Origin of the sequence: Mycobacterium neumannii (genome assembly GCF_048452905.1) — a bacterium.
Lineage (GTDB): Bacteria > Actinomycetota > Actinomycetes > Mycobacteriales > Mycobacteriaceae > Mycobacterium > Mycobacterium neumannii_B.
Map to the genome: position 1 here is coordinate 361969 of NZ_JBCGVF010000001.1, position 24398 is coordinate 386366.

30 protein-coding genes and 1 riboswitch are annotated in these 24398 nt (G+C 67.4%); of the genes, 12 read left to right on the top strand and 18 right to left on the bottom strand.

Annotation, left to right across the window (positions count from 1 at the left end; translation table 11 throughout):
- Nucleotides 1-67 precede the first annotated feature (67 nt).
- Both AAHH99_RS01690 and AAHH99_RS01695 read left to right on the top strand, forming a co-directional pair.
- Complete coding sequence (locus AAHH99_RS01690; protein ID WP_418767568.1) at nucleotides 68-1015, top strand: permease; 948 nt, start codon at nucleotides 68-70, stop codon at nucleotides 1013-1015.
- Nucleotides 1012-1752, top strand: a complete 741-nt coding sequence (locus tag AAHH99_RS01695; protein ID WP_418767119.1) for a TIGR03943 family putative permease subunit — start codon at nucleotides 1012-1014, stop codon at nucleotides 1750-1752. The genes AAHH99_RS01690 and AAHH99_RS01695 overlap by 4 nt, the downstream gene beginning before the upstream one ends.
- A gap of 6 nt (nucleotides 1753-1758) precedes the next feature.
- Here the strand turns inward: AAHH99_RS01695 and AAHH99_RS01700 are convergent, their stop codons facing one another.
- The 7 genes from AAHH99_RS01700 to rpmB all read right to left on the bottom strand — a co-directional run bounded on the left by AAHH99_RS01700 (nucleotide 1759) and on the right by rpmB (nucleotide 6166).
- On the bottom strand, nucleotides 1759-2415 hold the full coding sequence (locus AAHH99_RS01700) for a (2Fe-2S)-binding protein (RefSeq protein ID WP_418767120.1): 657 nt from the start codon (nucleotides 2413-2415) through the stop codon (nucleotides 1759-1761).
- The gene (locus tag AAHH99_RS01705; RefSeq protein WP_418767121.1) at nucleotides 2412-3194 is read right to left on the bottom strand and encodes an ABC transporter ATP-binding protein; all 783 of its coding nucleotides are present in this window, start codon (nucleotides 3192-3194) and stop codon (nucleotides 2412-2414) included. The genes AAHH99_RS01700 and AAHH99_RS01705 overlap by 4 nt, the downstream gene beginning before the upstream one ends.
- Nucleotides 3191-4261 carry a FecCD family ABC transporter permease gene (locus AAHH99_RS01710; RefSeq protein WP_418767122.1) on the bottom strand — a complete coding sequence of 357 codons (1071 nt, stop codon included), beginning with the start codon at nucleotides 4259-4261 and terminating at the stop codon, nucleotides 3191-3193. Before AAHH99_RS01710 ends, AAHH99_RS01705 begins: the two co-directional genes overlap by 4 nt.
- A complete protein-coding gene (locus AAHH99_RS01715; RefSeq protein WP_418767123.1) occupies nucleotides 4258-5256 on the bottom strand; it encodes an ABC transporter substrate-binding protein in 999 nt (332 codons plus the stop codon). Before AAHH99_RS01715 ends, AAHH99_RS01710 begins: the two co-directional genes overlap by 4 nt.
- 89 nt (nucleotides 5257-5345) lie before the next feature.
- A riboswitch (cobalamin riboswitch) is annotated at nucleotides 5346-5425 on the bottom strand.
- The gene (locus tag AAHH99_RS01720) at nucleotides 5410-5763 is read right to left on the bottom strand and encodes a WhiB family transcriptional regulator (protein WP_418767124.1); all 354 of its coding nucleotides are present in this window, start codon (nucleotides 5761-5763) and stop codon (nucleotides 5410-5412) included. (Overlaps the previous riboswitch by 16 nt.)
- 2 nt (nucleotides 5764-5765) lie before the next feature.
- A complete protein-coding gene (rpmG, locus tag AAHH99_RS01725; protein ID WP_064399266.1) occupies nucleotides 5766-5930 on the bottom strand; it encodes a 50S ribosomal protein L33 in 165 nt (54 codons plus the stop codon).
- Nucleotides 5930-6166 (bottom strand): 50S ribosomal protein L28, encoded by a 237-nt coding sequence (rpmB, locus tag AAHH99_RS01730; RefSeq protein ID WP_418767125.1) that lies wholly within the window; start codon nucleotides 6164-6166, stop codon nucleotides 5930-5932. The genes rpmG and rpmB overlap by 1 nt, the downstream gene beginning before the upstream one ends.
- A 63-nt stretch (nucleotides 6167-6229) precedes the next feature.
- Between rpmB and mrf the strand changes: the two genes are divergently transcribed.
- From mrf to AAHH99_RS01745, 3 genes are read left to right on the top strand one after another with little or no spacing between them, the layout of a single operon-like run.
- Nucleotides 6230-7411, top strand: coding sequence for a ribosome hibernation factor-recruiting GTPase MRF (gene mrf, locus AAHH99_RS01735; RefSeq protein ID WP_418767126.1), 1182 nt, complete (start codon nucleotides 6230-6232; stop codon nucleotides 7409-7411).
- Between the two features lie 60 nt (nucleotides 7412-7471).
- Entirely contained in the window at nucleotides 7472-8392 is a 921-nt protein-coding gene (locus tag AAHH99_RS01740) for an MBL fold metallo-hydrolase (RefSeq protein ID WP_418767127.1), read from the top strand.
- Complete coding sequence (locus tag AAHH99_RS01745; RefSeq protein WP_418767128.1) at nucleotides 8383-9621, top strand: SLC13 family permease; 1239 nt, start codon at nucleotides 8383-8385, stop codon at nucleotides 9619-9621. The genes AAHH99_RS01740 and AAHH99_RS01745 overlap by 10 nt, the downstream gene beginning before the upstream one ends.
- Here AAHH99_RS01745 and rlmB read toward each other — a convergent pair.
- The 4 genes from rlmB to carD all read right to left on the bottom strand — a co-directional run bounded on the left by rlmB (nucleotide 9618) and on the right by carD (nucleotide 13015).
- Complete coding sequence (gene rlmB, locus AAHH99_RS01750) at nucleotides 9618-10562, bottom strand: 23S rRNA (guanosine(2251)-2'-O)-methyltransferase RlmB (RefSeq protein ID WP_418767129.1); 945 nt, start codon at nucleotides 10560-10562, stop codon at nucleotides 9618-9620. The two genes, AAHH99_RS01745 and rlmB, sit on opposite strands and share 4 nt — an antisense overlap.
- Complete coding sequence (gene cysS / locus AAHH99_RS01755; RefSeq protein WP_418767130.1) at nucleotides 10563-11963, bottom strand: cysteine--tRNA ligase; 1401 nt, start codon at nucleotides 11961-11963, stop codon at nucleotides 10563-10565. It abuts the gene before it with no gap.
- A gap of 78 nt (nucleotides 11964-12041) precedes the next feature.
- Entirely contained in the window at nucleotides 12042-12521 is a 480-nt protein-coding gene (gene ispF / locus AAHH99_RS01760) for a 2-C-methyl-D-erythritol 2,4-cyclodiphosphate synthase (protein ID WP_068199173.1), read from the bottom strand.
- A 5-nt stretch (nucleotides 12522-12526) separates the two neighbouring features.
- The gene (gene carD, locus AAHH99_RS01765) at nucleotides 12527-13015 is read right to left on the bottom strand and encodes an RNA polymerase-binding transcription factor CarD (RefSeq protein ID WP_003888533.1); all 489 of its coding nucleotides are present in this window, start codon (nucleotides 13013-13015) and stop codon (nucleotides 12527-12529) included.
- A 341-nt stretch (nucleotides 13016-13356) separates the two neighbouring features.
- Here carD and AAHH99_RS01770 point away from each other — a divergent pair, with 341 nt between their 5' ends.
- From AAHH99_RS01770 to disA, 3 genes are all read left to right on the top strand, one after another.
- Entirely contained in the window at nucleotides 13357-13911 is a 555-nt protein-coding gene (locus AAHH99_RS01770; RefSeq protein ID WP_418767131.1) for a hypothetical protein, read from the top strand.
- 75 nt (nucleotides 13912-13986) lie between these two features.
- Nucleotides 13987-15378, top strand: a complete 1392-nt coding sequence (radA, locus tag AAHH99_RS01775; RefSeq protein WP_418767132.1) for a DNA repair protein RadA — start codon at nucleotides 13987-13989, stop codon at nucleotides 15376-15378.
- 30 nt (nucleotides 15379-15408) lie between these two features.
- On the top strand, nucleotides 15409-16527 hold the full coding sequence (disA, locus tag AAHH99_RS01780) for a DNA integrity scanning diadenylate cyclase DisA (protein WP_066841215.1): 1119 nt from the start codon (nucleotides 15409-15411) through the stop codon (nucleotides 16525-16527).
- A gap of 17 nt (nucleotides 16528-16544) precedes the next feature.
- Here the strand turns inward: disA and AAHH99_RS01785 are convergent, their stop codons facing one another.
- Nucleotides 16545-17306: a hypothetical protein gene (locus tag AAHH99_RS01785; RefSeq protein WP_418767133.1), complete on the bottom strand. Its 762-nt coding sequence runs from the start codon at nucleotides 17304-17306 to the stop codon at nucleotides 16545-16547.
- A gap of 58 nt (nucleotides 17307-17364) precedes the next feature.
- Nucleotides 17365-17985 (bottom strand): carbonic anhydrase, encoded by a 621-nt coding sequence (locus AAHH99_RS01790; protein WP_418767134.1) that lies wholly within the window; start codon nucleotides 17983-17985, stop codon nucleotides 17365-17367.
- Here AAHH99_RS01790 and AAHH99_RS01795 point away from each other — a divergent pair.
- Complete coding sequence (locus tag AAHH99_RS01795) at nucleotides 17984-18853, top strand: A/G-specific adenine glycosylase (protein WP_418767135.1); 870 nt, start codon at nucleotides 17984-17986, stop codon at nucleotides 18851-18853. The two genes, AAHH99_RS01790 and AAHH99_RS01795, sit on opposite strands and share 2 nt — an antisense overlap.
- A gap of 17 nt (nucleotides 18854-18870) precedes the next feature.
- Here the strand turns inward: AAHH99_RS01795 and AAHH99_RS01800 are convergent, their stop codons facing one another.
- Nucleotides 18871-19866, bottom strand: a complete 996-nt coding sequence (locus tag AAHH99_RS01800; RefSeq protein WP_418767136.1) for a GlxA family transcriptional regulator — start codon at nucleotides 19864-19866, stop codon at nucleotides 18871-18873.
- Between the two features lie 71 nt (nucleotides 19867-19937).
- On the opposite strand from AAHH99_RS01800, the gene AAHH99_RS01805 reads away from it, so the two are divergent.
- The gene (locus AAHH99_RS01805) at nucleotides 19938-20192 is read left to right on the top strand and encodes a hypothetical protein (protein ID WP_418767137.1); all 255 of its coding nucleotides are present in this window, start codon (nucleotides 19938-19940) and stop codon (nucleotides 20190-20192) included.
- On the opposite strand, the gene AAHH99_RS01810 is transcribed toward AAHH99_RS01805, so the two are convergent.
- A complete protein-coding gene (locus tag AAHH99_RS01810; protein ID WP_418767138.1) occupies nucleotides 20166-20951 on the bottom strand; it encodes an alpha/beta fold hydrolase in 786 nt (261 codons plus the stop codon). The genes AAHH99_RS01805 and AAHH99_RS01810 overlap by 27 nt on opposite strands.
- Before the next feature lie 54 nt (nucleotides 20952-21005).
- On the opposite strand from AAHH99_RS01810, the gene mhuD reads away from it, so the two are divergent.
- Entirely contained in the window at nucleotides 21006-21329 is a 324-nt protein-coding gene (gene mhuD, locus AAHH99_RS01815) for a mycobilin-forming heme oxygenase MhuD (RefSeq protein ID WP_418767139.1), read from the top strand.
- Nucleotides 21310-22683: a serine hydrolase gene (locus tag AAHH99_RS01820; protein ID WP_418767140.1), complete on the top strand. Its 1374-nt coding sequence runs from the start codon at nucleotides 21310-21312 to the stop codon at nucleotides 22681-22683. Before mhuD ends, AAHH99_RS01820 begins: the two co-directional genes overlap by 20 nt.
- Here AAHH99_RS01820 and AAHH99_RS01825 read toward each other — a convergent pair whose 3' ends face one another.
- Genes AAHH99_RS01825 through AAHH99_RS01835 form a run of 3 tightly spaced genes read right to left on the bottom strand, consistent with a single transcriptional unit; the run spans nucleotide 22684 to nucleotide 24267 of the window.
- Nucleotides 22684-23235: a histidine phosphatase family protein gene (locus AAHH99_RS01825; protein ID WP_418767141.1), complete on the bottom strand. Its 552-nt coding sequence runs from the start codon at nucleotides 23233-23235 to the stop codon at nucleotides 22684-22686.
- Nucleotides 23232-24029, bottom strand: coding sequence for a CbtA family protein (locus AAHH99_RS01830; protein ID WP_418767142.1), 798 nt, complete (start codon nucleotides 24027-24029; stop codon nucleotides 23232-23234). The genes AAHH99_RS01825 and AAHH99_RS01830 overlap by 4 nt, the downstream gene beginning before the upstream one ends.
- A gap of 19 nt (nucleotides 24030-24048) precedes the next feature.
- Entirely contained in the window at nucleotides 24049-24267 is a 219-nt protein-coding gene (locus AAHH99_RS01835; protein WP_418767143.1) for a CbtB domain-containing protein, read from the bottom strand.
- Nucleotides 24268-24398: the final 131 nt, after the last annotated feature.

Genomic DNA, 24398 nt, shown 5'->3' on the forward strand with positions numbered 1-24398 from the left:
GATTGCGGCCTGACAAAATGGCCGCGTGGCCGCCGATCTGACTGCAGCACGTCGGCGGATCGGGTCCATGCACGTGCTGGTCATCGGCATAGTGACATTGGCGGTGTTCGGCACTGCGCTGCGGGGTTTCGTCGTCGGCTCACCGGCTCTGGCGACCGCGGCCACCGTATTCTGCGGCATCTTTGTGCAGGCGATCCCGTTCTTGGCGCTCGGCGTGGTGATCAGCGGCCTGGTTGCGGCGTTCGTGTCGGCCGACCGGCTTGCGCGGTGGCTGCCAGACAGACCCGCGGCGGCGATTCTCACCGCCGGCGTCGGGGGCGCCGCGCTGCCGGGCTGCGAATGCGGTTCGGTGCCTGTGGCGCGCCGTCTTTTCGGCGAGGGCGCGGTCGGCGCGGCTGCGTTGACGTTCATGCTTGCGGCGCCTGCCATCAATCCGGTGGTGCTGGTCGCCACCGCCGTCGCATTTCCCGGCCAGCCACAAATGGTGGCAGCACGATGCATCGCGTCGTTGTTGACCGCGTTGATCATGGGCGCCGCATGGGCCAAATTCGGTCGCGGCGAGTGGATTACCCGACGGCTGCCGCGCCTGCATGACGGCGAGGAGCCGCGCTGGACGGCGTTCACCGAGGCGGCCCGCCACGACTTCCTACAGGCAGCGTCCTACCTTGTCATCGGTGCGGCCGCGGCGGCGCTGTTGCACGTGGTCGTTCCGTCGTGGGTGTACGAACATCTGGCCGGCCAGATGCTGCTCGGCATCCTGACCATGGCGCTCTTGGCTGTGGTGCTGTCGCTGTGTTCGGAGGCGGACGCCTTCGTGGCCGCGAGCATGACGATGCTCCCGCTCCTCCCCCGCCTGGTCTTTCTGGTGGTGGGTCCTGCCGTGGACCTCAAACTGTTCGCCATGCAGGCCGGCATGTTCGGCCGTGCGTTCGCTTTACGGTTTTCGCCTGCGACGTTCATGGTGGCGACATTGGTGGCCACAGGAGTCGGGTTGTTGATGTTGGGTACGCAGTGAGCCGCGAAACCGAGAACGCCGTCCTCCTGTTGGTCGGCATCAGCGTCGGGATGGTCACCGTCACCGGCGCGTATACGCGTTACGTCAAGCCGTCGCTGCTTTCATGGTTGGCCGCATCGGCGGTCCTGCTGATCGCGTTGGCACTCATCGCGATGGTCCGGGATATCCGGCGCCGGTCAGCGGAAGAAGCCGTCCACGATCACCCAACGGACGGACCCGAGCACGACCACTCCCATCGACCGGGCGCCGCGTGGCTTCTGTTGGTGCCGATCGCCTTGCTCACGTTCATCGTTCCGCCGGCGATTATGCCGCGAGCGACAGGGCCGTCTGTCACCGAGGTGTCGGCCGAGGTGCTGCGACGACCGTTCCCGCCGCTTCCCGATGAGCGCGCGCCAGTGCTGTCGCTGCCGGATCTACTGGTCCGCATAGCCCAAGACTCAGCGAATACTCTCGACAACCGAATGGTCACCGTCAATGGCTTCACCATGAAGCAGGACGGCCGCACCGACCTGGCGCGTGTAGTGATCATGTGCTGCGCCGCCGATGCCAGGTTGGCCCGGATCCGACTGACCGGACACGCAGTCCCACAGATCGAGGCATATCCGGAGGACACGTGGGTGCGGGTCGAGGCCAAGGTCCCACCGGGACAGTCCGATCCGTCCAGTCGGACCATCCCCGTCATCGATGTGTTCAGCCAGTCGAAAACCGACCCGCCGCCCAACCCCTACGCATACTGAGTCGAGTCATCTTTTGGCCAATCCGCAATCCCCACACTTCGCCCCCTCCGCGACGCGGTAGTACAGACAACAGCTACGGCGGCGAAACGCCAAGTTGTGCTTGACCGTTCCGGTTCCGGTGAGCTTGCCGGTCTCCAGCAGGGACCGCGCCAACGTGGTCGCGGAATCGCGCAGCTGCGGCCGCACCGAGTACAGCGCCCGGGTCGCGGCCACCAACGCTGAGGCGATATTGCCGTAGAGCAGGCCGGGTGCGACCTTGACACGCAACCCGTCGGCTAACCGCTCCAGGTGCTCTTCGACGACGATGCGGTACAGCGTTCCCGACGGATCCGCGCCGAGCTGGTCCCCCTCGGGAACAGGAAGTCTCAGCGCTGGGCTGCCTTCCGCACGCTGCAGGCTTGTGAGGTCGGGGAGCACACCGTATGCGACGGCGCACGCGAGTACGGGCGACCACAGCCGCGACGCGTGGCTCAACTGCACCGCCGACGCGCTGATGCGAAGGTCAACCGTGCGGTAGCGTGCGGCCGTCGCCTCGATCAAGTCCTGATATCCGTCGGCATAACACGCTTTCACGGGTCGCCAACCCGCTTCGGCGCGCCCATGGGCGATGGTGAAGAACCCGCCGAAGCGGGTGATCTCGGTGAGATGACCGTCGATCCTCACCGGACCCACTCCTTGGGTGTCACGTCGACCCGGATCCGATCGGTGCCCGCGTCGAGGCCGACCCTGGCTGCGACGCCGTAGACCTCGGCGAGCATGTCCACGGTCAGCACCTGCTCGGGAGTACCCATCGACACGACACCACCGGAATCGAGGACGCAGATCCGGTCGCAATATGCCGCAGCGAGATTGAGATCATGCAATGCCGCGACGACGGTGGCGCCGGTGGTGCGCAGTAGGTGCAGGGCATCGTGCTGGTGGCGCAGATCGAGGTGGTTGGTCGGCTCGTCCAACACTATCGCGTCGGTCTTCTGTGTCAGCGCGCGTGCGATCATCACCCGCTGCTTCTGACCGCCCGAGAGCTGGTCGAACGGCTCGTTCGCCAAACCTGATACGTCCACGGCTTCGAGTGCCTCGGCGATGATGCGGCGATCGTCGGCGTTGTCACCGTCGAACGCACGCTTATACGGGGTCCGCCCCATCGCGACCACGTCGAACACCGTGAGCGCGAAATTGCCCGGCGCGTCCTGTAAGACGGCCGCGATGCGGCGCGCCGCACGCTTGGCCGACATTTGCCAGACGTCCTCGCCGCCGACCAGCACACGCCCAGAGGTCGGCCGCTGAGCGCGGTGGAGCGTGCGCAGCAGCGTGGTCTTGCCAGCACCGTTGGGTCCGACGACGGCCACCATCTCGCCGCATTCCACCCGCATGGAGACGTTGCGGATCAACGCCTTTCGCCCTTTCGACACCGCCACGTCGTCGATGAGGATTCCGCCGGTCACGCCGACACCTTGCGCCGCATGAGCCACAGGAAATACGGACCGCCGACGAGGGCGGTCAGGACGCCGACCGGCAGTTCCTCCGGTGCGGCGACGGTTCGCGCGGCGATGTCACACGCGATGAGGAACGAGGCCCCGAGCAGCGCGGCCGCGGGCAAGGCGCGACGGTGGTCGGCGCCGACGAGCATCCGCACGATGTGCGGCATGATCAGGCCGACGAATCCGATCGCACCGCTGACCGCGACCACGGCACCCACCATCAACGCGACCACGACGAACATCGCTCCGCGGAAGCGATGAGCGTCCAAACCCAGTGCGGCAGCGGCCTCTTCACCGCTGTACAGCAGATTCAGCGGCCGAGTGACGGCGAGCAGCACCGCGATACCGACAGCAACGGCCACAGCCGGGATCCACACCGTCGACCAGGCGGCCCCACCGAGGCCGCCGAGCATCCAGCGCACCGCGGACTGGGCCTTGTGCGGATCGTCAGAGGTGACGATCAGCAGACTGGCGACGGCCGACAGCACCTCCGCGACCGCGACACCGGCGAGTATCAGTCGCAGCGTGGTCATCCGTCCGTCCGTACGAGCGAGAAGGTAGACGGCGACCAAAGCGACCAATGCTCCGAGAAACGCCGCCAGCGGCAGCACGAACAAGCCGATCCCTGCGCCGGCCACCAGCACCGCGACCGCACCCACCGACGCACCCGACGACACACCCAAGAGCATCGGATCGGCCAACGGGTTGCGCACGACAGCCTGCAACACCATCCCGCAGCATGCCAGGCCGGCCCCGATGACCGCCGCCAACGCAACTCGGGGAAGCCGCGCGTCGAGCACGATCGAGGCACGCACCGGCGGCCATGTCGGGTCGACCAACATCGGATTGAGCTGGTGGAGCAGGATCTGCCACACCTGCCCGGGCGGAAGGGCCACCGACCCGATGGTGACCCCTGCGGTCGCGCACACCAGAAGCAGCCCCGCGAGCATGGTCAGCACGAGGCCGTACGGAACGCGTTGCGGAGCCGGGGTGACGGACCGTACCGGCTTGTCCAGGGCGGCGGTCGTCATCCGGATGGCTCCGGATGCAACTGCTCAGCAAGCGATTTGACCGCGCGCCCGACACGCACGCCTGCGGTGATCTCGGACAGCGGCAACACCGCGAAGCGTTGGTCGCGGACGGCAGGTACCCGCTCCAGCAGCGGATTGTCCAGCAGGAACTGTTTCTTCTGCTCGACCGATTGGTCGCCGTAGTCGTAGATCAGGATGACCTCGGGCGCCCGTTCGGCGAACTGTTCGAACGAGACGTCGGCCCACACCTTCGGTACGTCGGCGAACAGGTTGCGCCCGCCCGCGGATTCGATGATCTGGTTGCCGATACCCTGCCCGCCGGAGGTGAACACGGTGGCCTCACCGCTGTCGTAGACGGCCACGTCGACCCGCGCCACGTCGCGCACGCGCCCGCGGGTTTCCTGCAGAATCCGTTGCTGGCGTTCGAACACCCACTCGGCTCGGTCGGTGACACCGAATATCCGTCCGATGGTGCGTATTTCGTCGTCCACCGCAGATAACGTCATCGGCTCAGAAGAGCAGTTCTCGGGATTGAGGTGGGTGTCGATGCCGACATCACGCAACCGCTCGCGCCCGCGCCCCTCCTTCTCGTCGAATGCGCTTTCCCAACCGCCGTAGACGAAGTCGGGTTCAGCGGCAAGCAGTGTCTCGTACGACGGATATTCTTCGGCGATCACCGGTATGGCCTCATAGGCGTCGCGGTATTCGGGCAGCACCTGATCATCGAGGAATGCGGTGCCCACCATGGATTTCTCCAGCCCCAGTGCCAACATCGTCTCGACCGAGTGCTGGTTCAGGGTTACGGCGCGGCGCGGTGGGCGGTCGTAGGTCGTGGTGATGCCGCAGTTGCTGACGGTCACGGGGAATCCGGCCACGGCGTCGTCAGCGGTGGTGCCGGCCGGCGGTGTCGCCGTGCCGCATGCCGTGAGCAGCAGCGCCGAGATCACCGCCGCCGCAAGATGTCGATGCGCCATACGCCCCGTGCCTTCCGTCATGCGCGGACGCCACGGGAAGCACTCTCGACACGCCGAGATCAGCCTCACCGGGGAAATCCGCCCCAGCCTTGTGAGGAGGCGACCGCGGTGAGTATCTGGCTCCCAGCAAGATCGCAAAGACCTGCCGGTCACAGTGGCGGGACCGCGCCGGATTCACACCGGCTTCCTCGAGTCGCGATCGCCTGTCGGGCATGATCCTGCCACACGGGCGTCGGTGGGCGCTCGTCCCGACGGCTCGGCCGGCTCGGTGAGCCGCTGTCGTTCTGTGGGCGTCGTTGCGCCCCAGATGCCCCATGGCTCCACGGCTGTGAGTGCATACCGCAGGCAGTCGGGCCGCACGGGACACGGCCGGCAAACTCTTTTCGCCTGTTCTTCGCGTGCTACTCGACGTTGCCCGCGCTCCCCTTCGGCCGCGAAGAAGATCTCTGTCGGCAGCCCACGGCACCGTGCGTGCAACAGCCACTGCCGATCGTCTGCGGGGCTGTGCGCCGGACGAGGACAGGCCACGATCAGCGTTCCTCTCGGAAGTCGACGTGGCGGCGGACGATGGGGTCATACTTGCGCAGCACCAATCGATCCGGGTCGTTGCGCCGGTTCTTACGTGTGACATAGGTGTAGCCCGTACCGGCCGTCGAACGCAGTTTCACGGTGGGCCTGATATCGGTGCGCGCCATCAGATCTTCTGCCCCTCCTTCCGTAACCGCGCCACGACGGTCTCGATGCCGTCTCGGTCGATGACCTTGATGCCCTTCGCGCTCACCCGCAGTTTGATCCGGCGCGATTCGGACGGCAGGTAATACGTCTTCGTCTGGATGTTGGGGTTCCAGCGACGACGCGTGCGTCGGTGCGAATGCGATACCGAGTTGCCGAAACCTGGTGCTCGGCCGGTGACCTGACAGTGCGCGGACATATTCCTCCTTCGGCGGTAACCTAACGTTAATGAAAATCATTTTCAACTGAGGAAGGGTTCACTGTGCGTACTCCACTGGTGCTGATCTGCGGGCAAGGCAACACAGAAGGCGTCGCCACCGTGCTGGCCCGGGCGACCGGCACGGTGGTCGTCAGACATGGATACGACGGTCAAGTCGTGGTGCGTACCGTCACGACGTCGTCGGGCACCACGGCTTGGCCCATCGAGTTGGTCCGCGGATGCGTGACCTGCACCGTGCGCGAGGACCTACTGGTGCTGCTGCGCCGACTACACCGCCGCGGCGATGTCAATCGCATTGCGGTGCAACTCATGCCATGGCTTGAGCCCGAACCGGTGTGCTGGGCAATCAACAACGTGCGGGTGCATGTGGGTCCTGGCTACATCGACGCACCAGCGGCTCATGACGTGCGCGTCGAGGCGGTGGTGACCTGCGTCGACTCTGCCGTGTGGCTGGCTCAGGCGACCGGCGACCACGACCTCGACGACGGACGGACCGTGGCGCAGGTGGCAGTCGGGCAGGCCGAATTCGCCGACACGCTCGTACTGGACCAAGCTCATGCCCAGACGCTGAAAGTGCTGCGACGGTTGGCACCTCGTGCGCGCCTGACGGTCGGTTCCGAACGCATCGAGATGGCGTTGGCCAACCTCGAGCCTGACAGCAGGCGCGGACGCAGCGACCACCCGCACGACCCACTGCTCGCCGGACAGCCGCCACTGGATGCCGACGGCGAGGTCGGGTTGTTGCTGTTCTCCGCCCGTCGGCCATTTCATCCCCAGCGACTGCACGACGCGCTGGAGGTGCTTCTCGACGGCGTGGTGCGCACGAGGGGACGGCTGTGGTTGGCCAACCGGTTCGACGATGTCATGTGGCTCGAATCAGCCGGCGGAGGTATGCGGTTCGAGTATGCGGGTCGATGGCTTGCCGCCATGAGCGATACCGAACGGACCTACGCAGACCCGCAACGTGTTGCGCTCGCTGCTGCCGACTGGGACGGCCGACTCGGCGACCGTCACGTTTCGATTACCGTGCTGGTGCGCGGAGCCGAACCAGAGGACATCGTCGACGCGTTGCGCGCGGCACTGCTCACCGACGAGGAATGGGCGCGCCCATACGAATGGCCCGCATACGCAGACCCTTTCGGCGACTGGCACGAGGATCCGTGTGACGACAGGGCCGAAAATGCCGGAGAAATCAGCAGCCGGCACGAAGGGGAGGACCGATGAAGGACGCGGTCGACAGTCACGATCGAGCGCACCATCGCGTGGGCCACTTAAAGTGGCGCTATGCGTCTCAAACTCGGCAGGCCGAACCTGGCGGATTACGAGCGCTATTTCGACGTTCCGCCGACGGGTGCGGATACGCCGCTGACGGTCACTTGGGCGGGCGTCACGACGCTGCTGATCGACGACGGCGAATCGGCGCTGCTGACCGACGGCTTCTTCTCACGCCCGAGCCTGCGCGAAGTCGGGCTGCGGCGGCCGTCGCCGGCCGAACCGCGCATCGAGGGCTGCCTCACCCGCCTGCGGATCGACCGGCTGGAGGCCGTCCTTCCCGTGCACACCCACTACGACCACGCGATGGATAGCGCGGTTGTCGCCGAGCGGACCGGCGCGCGACTCGTGGGCGGCCAATCCGCGGCCCACGTGGGCCGCGGCCACCGGTTGCCGGAGGACCGCATCGTGGTTGTCAGTCCCGGCGACCCCGTCGCGCTGGGCGCTTACGAGGTCACGCTCATCGAGGGGGATCACTGCCCGCCCGACCGGTTTCCGGGTGTCATCACCGGTCCGGTCGTGCCGCCGGTCAGGGTGTCGGCGTACCGGTGTGGTGAGGCGTGGTCCACGCTGGTTCGCCACCGTCCGTCGGATCGTCGTCTACTGATCGTCGGCAGTGCGGGATTCGCTGCCGGCGCACTGGCCGGACACCGCGCCGATGTGGTGTACCTCGGAGTCGGCCAGCTCGGGCTGCAACCGGAGCGCTACCTGCGTGATTACTGGCACGAGACCGTGCGGACCGTGGGCGCGCGCCGCGTGGTGCTCATCCACTGGGACGACTTCTTCCGTCCCCTGCACGAACCACTGCGCGCGCTCCCCTACGCAGCCGACGACCTCGACGTCTCGATGCGGGTGTTGTCGCGGTTGGCCTACGACGATGGCGTCGCATTGCACCTGCCCACGCTGTGGCAGCCTGCCGATCCGTGGATCTGATCCTGGCCCTGGCCGCCCTGGCGGTCGTACTGGCCTTCGCGGTGGCCCGCCCGCGCAAGTGGCCGGAAGCCGTCGTGGCGGTACCCGCGGCCGCGCTGCTGATCGGTGCCGACATCATCTCGCTGGACGACGCCGCCGCGGAGGTCGGTCGCCTGTTGCCGGTGGTGGGTTTCTTGGCGGTCGTTCTGGTGTTGGCGCGGCTATGTGCCGACGAAGGGGTGTTCCGCGCCGCGGGTGCTGCGTTGGCGCGTGCCGCTGACGGCAACCAGAACCGGTTGCTGGCAGGGGTGTTCGCGATCGCCGCGGCGACGACGGCGGTCCTGAGCCTGGATGCCACCGTGCTGTTGCTGACCCCCGTCGTGCTTGCCACCACCCGCATGCTGTCGGTGCCGGCCACGCCGCATGCCTATGCGACCGCGCACCTGGCCAACAGCGCGTCGCTGCTGTTACCGGTGTCGAACCTGACCAACCTGCTGGCGTTCACCGCGGCGGGCATTACCTTCCTGCACTTCGCCGCGCTCATGACACTGCCCTGGCTGTTGGCCATCCTCGTCGAATTCGTCGTGCTGCGTTGGCTTTTCAGGAAGCGGCTCTCGATCGCGCCTCAGCCGGTGCCCGGCGAGACGGTGCACGTCCCCGTGTTTCCCCTTGTCGTGCTGGGCTTGACGCTGGCGGGATTCGTCGTCACCTCGATGCTCGGAGTCTCACCGGCCTGGGCGGCACTCGGCGGAGTCGTGGTGCTCGGCGGGCGGAGCCTGGTGCGACGCCACACGACCGTGGCGCGGATGGTGGCGGCAGCCGATGTGCCGTTTCTGCTGTTCGTGCTGTGCCTCGGCATCGTGGTCGACGCCGTCATGGTCAACGGTCTCGACAGCGCGATGCGCGGCCTGCTGCCCAGCGGTCACGGACTGCTCGCCCTGCTCGGGATCGCGGCCGTTGCGGCGCTGCTGTCGAACGTCGTCAACAACCTGCCCGCGGTGCTGGTGCTGCTGCCTCTGGTGTCGGCATCGGGGCCGGGCGCGGTGCTGGCGGTGTTGATCGGAGTGAACATCGGGCCGAACCTCACCTATGTCGGCTCGCTGGCCAACTTGCTATGGCGTAGCGTCGTACGCCGCGCAATGGCAACCACCGCAGGCGAGTTCAGCCGCATCGGATTGTGCACAGTACCCGCCACGCTGGTGGCCGCGGTCACCGGTCTGTGGGTGGGGCTGCGGTTGTTCGGCCTCTAGCCTCTACGCTGCCGCGCGATCTCGGCGAGCACGACGCCCGCGGCCACGGAGGCGTTCAGCGACTCCGTGGGGCCGGCCATCGGAATGGAGACCACGGCGTCGCAGGTCTCCCGCACCAGGCGCGAAAGCCCCTTTCCTTCGGAGCCGACCACGACGACGATCGGTCCGCAGCCGTCCAGTTCGTCGACCGTGATATCTCCATCGGCGTCCAAGCCGACGATCTGCAGGCCCTCGTCGGCCCAGTTCTTCAGTGTGCGGGTGAGATTCGTGGCCCGCGCGACCGGAAGCCGGGCGGCGGCACCCGCACTGGTACGCCACGCGACCGCGGTCACAGAGGCCGACCGGCGCTGCGGGATCAGGACGCCATGACCGCCGAACGCGGCCACCGAACGCACGATCGCACCGAGGTTGCGCGGATCGGAGATATTGTCCAACGCGACCAGCAGCGCCGAGGCGCCCTCGGCCGTGACGGCCGCGAGCAGATCGTCCGGATGCGCGTACGAGTACGGCGGAACCTGAAGCGCCACACCCTGATGCAGACCGTTGGCGGCGATGCGGTCAAGGTCGTGGCGCGGGACCTCGAGGATCGAGATGCCCGCGTCGGCGGCGATCTGCACAGATTCGGTCAACCGCTCGTCGGCGTCCGCGCCCAGCGCGACGTACAGCGCCGTCGCGGGCACCCGGGCCCGCAAACACTCCAGAACGGGATTACGTCCCAGCACCACCTCGGTGTCGTCGGTTTTCTTGCCCTGGCGACGCGGCTGGGATTTCGCTGCCTTGGCCGCCCGCTTCGCCGCCGGATGGTTGGGACGCATGTGCGCGGGCGGAGTGGCGCCGCGACCTTCCAGACCGCGCCGCCGCACGCCGCCGGACCCGACCGTGGGCCCCTTCTTCGTTCCCGGCTTGCGTACCGCGCCTCTGCGCTTGGAGTTTCCGGCCATCTACTTCGTGTGCCCGTCGAGCAGCGTCCACTGCGGACCATCGCCGGTGTCGGTGACCTCGATCCCGGCTTCCTTGAGGCGATCCCTGATCGCGTCGGCTTCGGCCCAGTCCCGCCGCGCCCGCGCGTCCTCGCGCCGTTCGACCTCCGCGCGCACCAACACATCGACCGCGGCCAGTGCGGCCGACGTCTCGTCCTTGGACTCCCAGCGCTCGTCGAGCGGGTCCGCGCCGAGGATGCCCATCATCGCGCGGATCGACATCGCCTGCGTCAGGGCGGTTTCGTGGTCACCGGCGTCCAGCGCGCGATTGCCCTCGGCGCGCGCTGCGTGCACCTCGGCAAGCGCGATCGGAACGGACAGGTCGTCGTCGAGCGCCTCGGCGAACTTCGGAGTCCACTCGCCGGGCACGACTGCGCCGACCCGGTTGCGCACGCGGTGCAGGAAGTCCTCGATACCGGTGTAGGCCCTCGCCGCGTCCTGCAGCGCCGTTTCCGAGAACTCCAGCATCGACCGGTAGTGCGCGCTGCCCAGGTAATAGCGTAACTCCGCGGCCCGGACACGTTGCAGCACAGCGGGAATCGCGAGCACGTTGCCTAACGACTTGCTCATCTTCTCGCCGCCCATGGTCACCCAGCCGTTGTGCAGCCAGTATCGGGCGAACGGGTCGCCGGCCGCCTCTGCCTGGGCGATCTCGTTCTCGTGATGAGGGAACACCAGGTCCATGCCGCCGGCGTGGATGTCGAACTCCGCGCCGAGATACGCCTGGCACATCGCGACGCATTCGGTATGCCAGCCCGGTCTTCCACGACCCCATGGCGTCGGCCAGGACGGTTCACCGGGTTTGGCGCCTTTCCACAAGGTGAAATCGCGTTCGTCGCGCTTGCCGGTCGCTACGCCCTCACCCTGATGCACGTCGTCGATCTTGTGGCCGGACAGCTTGCCGTAGCCCGGCAGGCTGAGCACGTCGAAGTAGACATCGCCGTTACCGACATACGCGTGGTCCCGCTCGATCAGCCGCTCGATCAACTCGACCATCTGGGTGATGTGGCCGGTGGCGCGCGGTTCGGCCGACGGCGGCATCACCCCGAGCGCATCGTAGGCGGCCGAGAACGCGCGCTCATAGGTGGCGGCCCACTCCCACCACGGCCGTCCCGCGTCGGCGGCCTTGTTGAGGATCTTGTCGTCGATGTCGGTGACGTTGCGGATGAAGGCGACGTCGTAGCCCTTGGCCATCAGCCAACGCCGAAGCACGTCGAATGCAACTCCGCTGCGCACGTGGCCGATGTGGGGCAGACCCTGAACCGTGGCACCGCAGAGGTAGACCGAGGCGTGCCCGGGGCGCACGGGAACGAAGTCGCGGACGACACCGCTCATGGTGTCGTACAGCCGCAGGTCGGTCACGCGCTGACCGCCCAACCGTTCGTCTGATTCACGGCACCCAATCGTTCGCCCCCAATTACGAAGGGCCAGCTTACAGGCCTAATCGCGGTCGACCACCAACGCGGTCGCGATGGCCGCCAGACCCTCACCACGGCCGGTCAGACCCAGGCCGTCGGTGGTGGTCGCGCTGACGGACACGGGGGCGTCGAGCAGTTCGGACAGGAGCTTCTGCGCCTCGATGCGGCGCGGACCGACCTTCGGACGGTTGCCGATCACCTGCACTGCCGCGTTGACGATTCGGAAGCCCTGATCGGTGACGAGCCCGTGGACGTGCCGAAGCATGTCGGCGCCGCCGGCGTCGCGCCACTCGTCGCGACCGGTGCCGAAAACTTCGCCGAGGTCGCCGAGACCGGCGGCGGAAAGCAGCGCGTCGCACAGCGCGTGCGCCGCGACATCACCATCGGAGTGGCCTTCGCAGCCGTCTGCCCCGTCGAACAGCAGGCACAGCAGCCAACACGGCCGTCCCGCCCGGATGGGGTGAACGTCGGTGCCGAGCCCGACCCTTGGCAGGCTCGTCATCGGCTTCAGGAAGCGGCGGCGAGTGCCTCGTCGAGGATGGTCGCGGCCTTCTCGTCGTCGGTGTTCTCGGCCAGAGCAAGCTCGCCCACCAGGATCTGCCGTGCCTTGGCCAGCATCCGCTTCTCACCCGCCGACAGGCCACGCTCCTGATCGCGTCGCCACAAGTCGCGAACCACTTCGGCGACCTTGTTCACGTCACCCGAAGCCAACTTCTCGAGGTTGGCCTTGTACCGCCGCGACCAGTTGGTCGGTTCCTCGGTATGGGGGGCACGGAGCACCTGGAAAACCTTGTCCAGGCCCTCCTGTCCGACGACGTCGCGCACCCCGACATACTCTGCGTTCTCGGCTGGCACTCGAACCGTGAGGTCCCCCTGAGCGACCTTCAAGACGAGGTATTCCTTCTGTTCGCCTTTGATGGTCCGGGTTTCGATCGCCTCAATCAACGCAGCACCGTGGTGGGGATAAACAACGGTGTCTCCGACCTTGAAAATCATCAGTTTCGAGCCCCTTTCACACTTCAATGCTAGCACGGTGCCCAGACAGGGGTGGACCAACGGTGCAGGTCAGGGGCACCTCGGGTGAACGTTAGGGGTTGACACGCCGACGAATCCATGCATGGCTCAGGCGTCTTCGAGAGGTCCATCACCTAGCTGGGGCGGGGCATCGATCATGGGGCAGTGGCACTTCCGGTGACACTTCCGCCGTAGCCGCCCGCGGATTCCCGGCGGCGTCCCGGACCTCAGCTACCGCCGTCTGCACGCACCTACTACTCTGCATAGTCGAATCCCGCGACCGATCGGATCGGTCGCTTCGATGGCCCGAGCAGGAGGCAAGAGTGGACCGCTTCAAACTGGCCGCCTGCGGGCTGGCAGCTGCCGTTGCGCTCGTCGGCTGCAGTTCGGGACAAGTTTCCCAGATGACCACGCAGGAGCCGGCCGTCAACGGCACCAGCGCGAACCTCGGCGAAATCGCGTTGCGCAATGTGCACCTGCGGGCCGAGCAGGTAACCGACTTCGTCCGGCCGGGCAAAGAGGTCGAGCTGATCTTCGTGGCGGCCAACACCTCGCCTGAAGAGGCCGACAAGCTGGAGTCGGTCACCTCCGAGGTCGGCAAGGTGACCCTGACCGGTGACACCACTGTCCCCGCGAGCGGCATGCTCACGGTCGGCGCACCGGACGGGCAGATCACCCCGTTGGAAAGCGTCGAGGCCGCAGAAGCCGCCGAAGCCATGGTCACCTTGAGCAAGCCGATCACCAACGGCCTCCTCTACGACTTCACGTTCAAGTTCGAGAAGGCAGGCGAGACCACCGTGCGGGTGCCGATTTCCGCCGGTGAGGCGCCGCGTCGCGGCGAAGCCGCCGAAGAGGGCGGACACGGCGGCGGGCACTGAGCGAAGTCCGCGACACGACCGCTCGGCGCTGAGTTTCTGACGCTGTCTGTCGGAGGCGACGGCTACCGTCAACGCGTGGTCAAAGGTGGCGCCAAAACGCGCTCGCAGTATCGCTGCTCGGAGTGCCACCACGTAACACTCAAATGGGTCGGCCGCTGCCCCGAGTGCGGCACCTGGGGCACCGTCGACGAGGTGGCTGTGCTGTCCGCGGTGACCGGAGCTGGAGCGCGACGTTCGGTCGCCCCCTCCTCAGCGGCCGTGCCGATCAGCTCGATCGATCCCGGGCGCACCCGTCACTGCCACACCGGTGTCACCGAGTTGGACCGGGTGCTCGGCGGCGGCCTGGTGCCTGGCTCGGTGACGCTGCTCGCCGGTGATCCCGGCGTCGGCAAGTCCACGCTGTTGTTGGAGGTCGCGCACCGGTGGGCGGTCGCAGGGAAACGCGCGCTGTACCTCTCGGGTGAGGAGTCGGCAGGCCAGATACGGATGCGGGCGGAACGCACGCGCTGCACCCACGACGAGGTGTACCTGGCCGCCGAGTCGGACTTGGGCACAGCACTCGCACACATCGACGAGGTCCAGCCCAGCCTGGTGGTCGTCGACTCCGTACAAACCATGTCCACCACCGAGGCCGACGGCGTCACCGGCGGCGTCACCCAGGTACGCGCGGTGACCACCGCTTTGACGATGGCGGCCAAGACATCCGGCGTCGCGCTCATCCTCGTCGGCCACGTGACCAAGGACGGTGCGATCGCGGGGCCGCGCTCGCTCGAGCATCTCGTCGACGTCGTGCTGCACTTCGAGGGCGACCGCGCATCGTCGCTTCGGATGGTCCGCGGCATCAAGAACCGCTTCGGCGCCGCGGACGAAGTCGGCTGTTTCCTGCTGCACGACAACGGGATCGAAGGCGTGGCCGATCCCTCCGGCCTGTTTCGCGACCAACGACCCAAACCCGTTGCAGGAACGGCGATCACGGTCACCCTGGACGGTAAGCGTCCACTGATCGGAGAGGTGCAGGCGCTGATCGGGGCGCCTGCGAACGGGACCGCCCGCCGCGCCGTCAGCGGAATCGACTCCTCGCGCGCCGCGATGATCACCGCGGTCCTGGACAAGCACGCGGGCCTGTCGGTGGGCGCCCACGACATCTACCTGTCGACCGTGGGCGGCATGCGGCTGACCGATCCGTCGGCGGACCTGGCGATCGCGGTGGCCATCGCGTCCTCGAAGATGGACCTACCCGTGCCCGCGGCCGCCGTGGCCATCGGCGAGGTCGGCCTGGCGGGCGATCTACGCCGGGTCACCGGCATGGACCGCCGTCTGGCCGAGGCGGCCCGGCTCGGCTTCACCTCGGCGGTCGTACCACCCGGCGTGACGTCCGTGCCCGCCGGTTTGCGGGCGATCACCGCCCACGACATCGGCTCGGCGTTGCGGGTTTTGCGCGATATCAGCAAAGATCAGCGAAGATAGAGCAATGACGGCCGATCCTAGGGAGGGGCGATGGCCGTGAAGTCGGGTGGCAGATCGGGACGCACGGTGGTGCCGTTGGCCCGGCCCACCATGCGGGAGACGATCGCCCGCTTGGCCCCGGGTACGGCGCTGCGCGACGGCCTGGAGCGCATCCTGCGCGGCCGCACCGGCGCCCTGATCGTGATCGGCTACGACGAGAGCGTCGAGGCCATCTGCGACGGCGGATTCTCCCTCGACGTCCGCTATGCGCCGACACGGTTGCGTGAGCTCTCGAAGATGGACGGCGCGGTGGTGCTGTCCAGCGACGGCGCCCACATCCTGCGGGCCAACGTGCAACTGGTGCCCGACCCGTCGATCCCGACCGAGGAATCCGGAACCCGGCACCGCTCCGCCGAGCGCACCGCGATCCAGACCGGCTATCCGGTGATCTCGGTGAGTCATTCGATGAGCATCGTGACCGTGTACGTCGCCGGTGAGCGGCACGTGGTCCCCGACTCGGCGACGATCCTGTCGCGCGCGAACCAGACGATCGACACCCTCGAGCGGTACAAAACGCGCCTTGACGAGGTCAGCAGGCAGCTGTCGACCGCCGAGATCGAAGACTTCGTCACGCTGCGCGACGTGATGACCGTGGTGCAGCGGCTCGAGATGGTCCGCCGCATCAGCCTCGAAATCGATTCGTACGTGGTCGAACTCGGCACCGACGGTCGTCAGCTCAAACTGCAGCTCGATGAGCTCGTCGGCGACAACGACACCGCCCGCGAGCTCATCGTGCGCGACTATCACGCCAACCCGGACCCTCCGTCGGCGGCGCAGGTGAGCGCCACGCTGGAGGAGCTCGACGGGCTCTCCGACAGTGAGCTCCTTGACTTCACGACGTTGGCAAGGGTTTTCGGTTACCCGTCCACGATCGAGGCGCAGGATTCGGCGATGAGCTCGCGCGGCTACCGCGCGATGGCCGGCATCCCACGCCTGCAGTTCGCGCATGTCGACCTGCTGGTGCGCTCGTTCGGGTCGCTACAGGGCCTGCTGGCGGCCAGCGCCGGCGACCTCCAGTCGGTCGAGGGCATCGGCTCGATGTGGGCGCGCCACATCCGGGAGGGCCTCTCGCAGTTGGCCGAGTCGACGATCGCCGACCGGTTGGCTTGAGTCCGCGCCCCCGAACCTCAGTTGGGGACGGGTCCCGGCGGCGGAGCGACGCCCTGACCGTGCTCCGGCGACTGCGGCGCGGCGAGGATGAACGGCACCGTGGCCGACCGCAGATTGCCCAGCTGGACAACGAGGTTGTAGGTGCCCGGCCCGATGGGCTGACGCGGAAGCGGGCAGCCCGGAGCCGATCCCATACCCGTCCAGGTGACCTCGGTGGTCACCTGCTCACCGGGCTGGAACGCCTTGACCAGCGTCTCGTTCGACGGCGCACAGTCGAGGTTGGACCAGAGCCGGGCGTTGTCCAGCGAGTAGACGTAGGCGGCAAGCACCGCGGCGCCGACGTCGCGCTTGCAGCCGACGAGCCCGATGTTGGTGACGACCATCGTGAACTTGGGCTGCTCACCGACGACGTACTGCGGTTGGTTGGTGATGCCCTTGACCGCCAGCGTCGAATCGGGGCAGTCGTCGCCCTCGTTGAGGATCGGCGGCGGTGTGACGGCCGCGGTGGGCGTCGGGGTGGGTGGCGGTGCATCCTGCGCCGGCGGCATCACCGGCGTCTTCACCTCGGGATTCTCCCCCGGGAGCGGCGTCGGCGCACCAGCCGCAGCGGGGGCGGACGCCTCGGCGCCCTTCGTGTCGGAGCCCCCGGTGTTCTTCACGACCACGACCACGATGGCCGCGATCACACCGATCACGAGGACCGCTATGCCCAACGCCAGTGCCCTGCGACGCCAGTAAATCTGCGTCGGTAGCGGGCCATGCGGTTCCAGATCCAGCACAACCTCACGGTAAGGCCAGGTCACGCCTTATCGGTCGAGGTCGCTCGGCGTGTCGCCCTCAGCTTTCGCCGATGTCGCCGAGGTGGTCCCGCAACACCACCCGGCCGTCGGCGAGGTGATAGGTGACGCCGGCGATCGCCAGGTCGCCCGCCGCTACGCGCTCGGACACGGTCGTGGAGCGTGCCAGCAGTTGGGAGCCGGTCTCGCTGACGTGACGGGCCTCGAACTCGTCGACGCGGGTCAGCCCGTCGCGACGGCCCAACAGGATCGACGGCATCACGCGCTCGACGATGTCGCGGACGTAACCGCTGGGCACCGCGCCCTCGTCGAGCGCACCCAGCGTCGCCTTCACCGCCCCGCAGCTGTCGTGGCCGAGCACGACGACCAGCGGCACGTCGAGCACCGCGACCGCATACTCGATGGAGCCCAGCACCGCCGAATCGATCACGTGCCCGGCGGTGCGCACCACGAACATGTCCCCGAGACCCTGGTCGAAGATCAGTTCGGCGGCCACCCGGCTGTCCCCGCAGCCGAACACGACGGCCGTGGGCTTCTGCGAGGTGGCCAGGCTGGCGCGGTGCTCGATTCCTTGGCTGGGATGCAGGGGCTTGCCGGCGACGAAGCGCTCGTTACCCTCTTTGAGTGCTTTCCACGCGGTCACTGGGCTGGTGTTGGGCATGACCGACATTGTGCACCAGTTGGTCGATTGGTATGACCGCGAACAGCGAGATCTACCGTGGCGCCGTCCGGGGGTCACCCCGTGGCAGATCCTGGTCAGCGAATTCATGCTGCAGCAGACGCCGGTCGGCCGCGTCGAGCCGGTCTGGCTCGCGTGGGTGCAGCGGTGGCCCACACCGTCGGCGACCGCGGCGGCAAGTGCCGCAGACATCTTGCGGGCGTGGGGCAAGCTCGGCTATCCGCGCCGTGCCAAGCGGTTACACGACTGCGCGACGGTGATCGCCGAGCAGTACGACGACGTCGTACCGTCGGACGTCGAGACGCTGTTGACGCTGCCGGGCGTCGGGGCTTACACCGCGCGGGCCATCGCCTGCTTCGCATACCGCGACCGGGTACCGGTGGTCGACACCAACGTTCGGCGGGTGGTGACCCGCGTCGTGCACGGTCGCGCCGACGCGGCGTCGTCAACGCGCGACCTCGCCGACGTCGAGGCTCTTCTGCCCGAAACCGCTCTGGCGCCCAAGTTCTCGATCGCCTTGATGGAGTTGGGCGCGACGGTGTGTACCGCGCGTGCGCCCCGTTGCGGGCTGTGCCCGCTGAGTACATGCGCGTGGCGGTCTCGGGGCTTCCCTGCGTCGGCCTCGCCGGCGCGGCCCGTTCAACGCTATGCGGGCACCGACCGGCAGGTCCGGGGCAGACTGCTGGATGTCCTGCGAGACAACGCCTCTCCCGTCACCCGAGCCCAGCTGGACATCGCGTGGCTGTCCGACACCGCACAACGCGACCGCGCACTGGACTCGCTTCTGGTCGACGGCCTAGTCGAGCAGACCGCCGACGGCCGTTTCGCGCTCGCCGGAGAGGGCGGCTGAGCGCGCACGGCATCAGGTCAGGCCGAGGCCATTTCCGTATCGGTGTCGGGCTCGGGTTCACATGTGCTGCAAGCGAACCGGCGACGGTAGTCCGACGGTGTCACCCCGATGATCCTGCGGAAGTGGTGCCGCAACAGCGTCGCGGTCCCGAAGCCGCTGCGCTCGGCGATCCGGTCGACGTCGAGATCAGTCTCCTCCAACAGGGTTCGCGCGTACAACACGCGTTGGTCGGTCACCCACTGCATCGGGGTGCGTCCCGTCTCCTCGACGAACCGCCGAGCGAAGGTACGCGCCGACATGTGTGCGCGGGCGGCCAGGGTGGCGACCGTGTGCGGTTTGTCCAGGTTGCTCAGTATCCAATCCAGGTGCGGTGCAAAGCGTTCCGAACACCGCACCGGGATCGGCTGGTCGATGTACTGGCGCTGACCACCGTCTCGTTGCGGCGGCACCACCATGCGGCGCGCGATCTTGTTGGTGACCTCGCTGCCCAGTTCACGTCGGACCAGGTGCAGGCACGCGTCGATGCCGGCCGCCGTGCCCGCGCTGGTGATCAGGTTTCCGTCGTCGACGAAGAGCACGTTGCGGTCGACCTTGGCCGTCGGATACTTGCGCGCGAGCTCGTCGGCGTGCATCCAGTGCGTCGTGCACTTCCTTCCGTCAAGGAGACCGGCGGCGCCTGCGACGAACGCGCCTGAACACACGGTGAGGATGATCGATCCCGACTCGGCGGCGGCCCGGACGGCGGCCAACGCTTCGGGCAGATACTGCGACCCTCCGATCGCCGGGATGGCGACCAGGTCGGCGCCGATCAGGTCGTCCAGGCCGTGCTCGGGGGTCAGCGTCGCGCCGACCGACGTGCGAAGCGGCTTCCCGGGAACCGGACCGCACACCTTGAAGTCGAAGGTGGGGACGCCGTCGCCTGAGCGGTCGATTCCGAAGACCTCGCAGATGACGCCGAACTCGAATACCGCCAGATCGTTCAGGACGAGCGTCGATACGCTCCTGATTGACATGGCAGCATTTTATCGCAAAGTGTCATTGCTGCCACTGTTGGCGGGATTTTGTCTGCCGAATAGTTACTGCCATGAGCACTTTACTGGCACTTCTGGTCCTCGTTTCCCCCGTCGCGGTCGCGGTCGCGTTCGCCTGGGCCGCGAGCCGCTCAGGGTACCTGCGGTTGCACCGCGACCAGTTCCGCATGGCCGCGCCGATGGCAGGCCGGGTGTTCGAAGACGACCGCGACGTGTTACGTCTCGAGCACGACATCGACGCGATCCGCACCCGTTTCGAGCGCCACCCCGTGTGGCCTTCATCAGGTGCGCTCGGAGAGCGTCGCTAGAAACGACTCGACCGCCTGCCGATAGGACTGCGGCGCATCGTCGTGGACGAGGTGACCGGCCTCGGGCACCCGCAGGTAGGTCGTGCGCGGACCGGACTCCGCCATCCGGGCCATCTGTCCCGGGGGGGTGACCGAGTTGCCCGCCTCGATCAACAATGCCGGCACGCGGACGGCCTGCCACTCGCGCCAGTAGTCGCGGGTCCCCCACTCCGCGGCGATCTCAATCCAGACATCCGTTCGGCCGTGCAAGCGCCAGCCACCCGCAACGCGGTCGAACGCCTCGAGAAAATACTGACCTGCCACCGGACCGAACTCGTCGTAAACCCGCCGAGCGGAATCGAATTCGACCGGTAACGCATGCAGCCACGGTTCCCAGGGCCCGGTGGTGCGGCCCCGGAAGTCCGGTGCCATGTCCTCGACCACCAACGCCTCGACGAGATCGGGCCGCGTCGCTGCCAGGCACCACGAATGCAAGCCGCCCATCGAGTGGCCGATCATGACCGCGGGCTGGCCGATACTCGCCACCGCGTCGCCGAGTTCGGCGACGAACCGTTCGGTGCTGATCGGGCGAACATCGTCGACGTCGCGGCCGCGGTGCCAGGGCGCGTCGTAGGTGTAGACCTCACCCAGCCGGGTCAGCCACGGCAACTGGCGCGACCACGTGCTGCCCCGTCCCATCAGCCCGTGCACGAGGACGAGCGGTCGGCCCCTTCCGCCGCGGTGGGTGAGCGGGGCCCGCGTACCGCCTGGTGACTGCATCCCGACATCATCGTGCCTCCGGGTGGCCCCGAAGCATTCGGTAGCCTGATGCGCATGGCAAGCCAGAATCCCGTCGTGAAGATCAACGCGATCGAGGTCCCGCCCGACGCCGGTCCCGAACTGGAGAAGCGCTTCGCGCACCGGGCCCACGCGGTCGACAATCAGCCCGGCTTCCTCGGCTTTCAGCTGCTGCGCCCCATCAAGGGCGAGAACCGCTACTTCGTGGTCACGCAGTGGGAGTCCGAGGAGGCGTTCCAGGCCTGGGCGACGGGCCCGGCCATCGAAGCCCACAAGGGCCAGCAGGCCAACCCGGTGGCCACCGGCGCGTCACTGCTCGAGTTCGAGGTCGTCCTCGACGTTGCGGGTGCTGACAAGTAGAGGCTCGCTCATCGCGTGCCGGGCGCTCGCGCTGACGGTCGCGGCCTCGTTGGTCGTCGCCGTCGGTGGCTGCGCGGAAGTCGGGCCTGCACCGGCCGACGCCGCGTACGGCACGCCCATCGAGATCAACACGCCCCAGGGTCTGCGGGCCAAGCAGACGCTGGACATGCTCAACTCCGACTGGCCGATCGGGCCCGTGGGAGTGCGCACGATGGCGGTGCCCGAGAAGGTCGACGAGATCGTCGCCAAGCTCGACCGGATCTGGTGGGACCGGCCGTTCAAGGTGACCGACGTCGACATCCGGGCCGGACAAGCCGAGGTCGGGGTGCTGACGTCGTACGGCGTCGCCCAGGAGATCGACCTCCGCACCAACGACGCCGGCATGGTCGACCGGTTCGATGTGACGCTGCGCCCGCCGGAGATCGACGAATGGTCCGATATCGACACCGAGATCGCGAAGTCTGGTGCCCGCTACTCGTACCAGGTGTCGAAGGTCGTCGCCGACCAGTCGAAATGTGATGTGGTGGCCGGGACCAACACCGAACTGTCGTTGCCGTTGGCATCGATCTTCAAGCTCTACGTGCTGCTCGCGGTCGCCGAGGAGGTCAAGGCAGGCACCCTGAAGTGGACCGACCCGCTGACCGTCACGAAGCGGGCTAAGGCGGTCGGATCCGCGGGCCTGGAAGAGCTCCCTCCCGGATCCCGGGTGTCGGTGAGAACCGCTGCGCAGCAGATGATCTCGGCCAGCGACAACATGGCCACCGATCTTCTGATCGAACGGCTGGGGACGGGCGCTGTGGAGCGGGCACTGGTCCTGGCGCGCCATCACGACCCGGCAAGCATGACGCCGTTTCCGACCATGCACGAGATGTTCTCGGTGGGCTGGGGGCGGCCCGATCTGCGCGAGCAGTGGCGCCAGGCGGTCGAAAAGGGTAGCCCGCAAGTCCGGGCGCAACTGCTGCAACAGACCAATTCCCGCCCCTACGAACCGGATCCGCAGCGGACGCATAGCCCGGCGTCGAACTTCGGTGCGGAGTGGTACGGCAGCGCCGCCGACATCTGCCGTGTGCACATCGCGCTGCAGGCGGCCGCCGTGGGTGAGGCCGCGCCGGTGAAGGACATCCTGTCGGCGATACCCGGCATCGATCTCGACGGGTCCAAGTGGGGCTACATCGGCGCCAAGGGCGGAAACCTGCCCGGTGATCTGACGTTCAGCTGGTATGCCGTCGACCACACGGGCCAGCCGTGGGTGGTCAGCTTCCAGTTGAACTGGCCCCGCTACCGCAGCCCCACCGCCGCGGGCTGGCTGTTGTCGATCGTGCGCCAGACCTTCGACCTGGTGCCGATCGGCTGATCAGCGGTTCGACCGCAGCGTCCAGGCGTGCCCGCGGAAATGCATCACCGTCCGGCTTACCGGCGCAATGTCGATGCGCCAGAACGACTTCGGCGGGGCATCCAACGCGATGAGGATGGCGGCGCGGACCACCGCCGGATGTGTCACCGCGACCAGCCTGCTACGACGGTCGGTCAACGAGTCCATCCAGTCGCGAACACGGTCGACCAGCTCGACAACCGATTCACCGCCGTGCGGCGCCCGGGTCGGGTCGGTGAGCCAGATCGCCAGGTCGGCCGGTCGTACCCCGCTCAGCACATCGCCGCGCCACCGGCCGCAGTCCAGGTCCGCCAACCGACCGTCCACATCGGCTTGCAGGCCGAGCAGTTCGGCGGTCTGCCTGGTGCGCTTCTCGGGACCGCACAGAGCCGCGTCGACGACGCCGACGTTGATCGACGCGTCGACCTGCCGGTGGCCGGTCGGATTCAACGGCTCGTCGGTGGGGAATCGTCCGGCCGACATCGCATCGGTCAGCGCGTGCGATACGAGCGTCAGCCGGACGACCTCACTCACGCAGGGATGCTCTCCCGACGGTTCTTTTCGAGCAGCCGCGCGGCCATCGCACCGAAGACCAATGCGATCGTCGTGTACATGACGATCTGGGTACCCAACGAGTACAGCCGGAACTCGTAGAGCACATCCGCCGGGAAGCCCTCGTAGACAATGTTTCCGGCGTCGTCGGTCAACGGTCCCGGTGTCTCGTCGATGCTCGGCAGCACGAGCATCACGACCGCCACCGCGACGATGTAGGACCCCGCAGCGGCCAGCGCCGCATTCCATGTCCCCAGGCGGTCGGCCAGCCGTCGGCCCAGATACACCGCGCCGACCAGAAGCGCCGCCGACAACACCACGATCAGCAGGTACAGCAGCGTGCGCTGGCGGATGGTCTCGTCCAGGCTCAGAGCAGGCGGGCTCGGGGGATACTTCAGGGCGGGAACGACGTACAAGCTCAACAGCATTCCGCCGGCCACATACACCGACAGCAGGCGTGCCGAGATATTGCCGATGCGGCCGTAGGCCACGGCGAAGATCACCGCGAAGATCGCGCCGATCGCCAGGCTGAACAGCAATACGCCCAGTCCCATACCGATGTTCATCTGAACGGCGCGCTCGAATCCGCCGCCCTCGCCGTGGCTATGACCCGCCGCCTCGGCGTGTTCCAGCGCCTCGTGCGCGGCCCCGACACCGTCCTCATAGGCGATGGCCCGGTCGATCTGCGGTTCGACGAAGATGCGCGCGAAGACGAACGCGAGTACGCCGGCGACGGCACCTGCGAGCAGGCCACGCCAGATGATCTGCCTTTCCATGCTCGGTTACCTCGGCCCGTCAGTGGCAGGGGAAGCCGAGCAGGTGCCGGGCGTCGTGCACGAACTCGTGGATCGCGGTGTTGTCCGCACCGAACACCGACGTCGCGCCCTGGTCCAAGCCGATGAAGTAGAGCACCAACAGCGCCAGGAAGGTGGTTGCCGACAGCCACACGGCCGCTCCGGTGGCGGACAGGTCGAGTGCGGGTGCAGCGCTTTTGCGGGCGTCGGGTGAGGTCATGTCGGTGTCCTTTCCGGGATTTTCGCGTCCCGAGTTCTAAGGTGACGGCGAGCGTCGGGTCTGACTTGACACAGTGGCGCGACCGTTCTGGATTCTCACCAGATTCCTTCGCCCGCCGATAACATCGCACA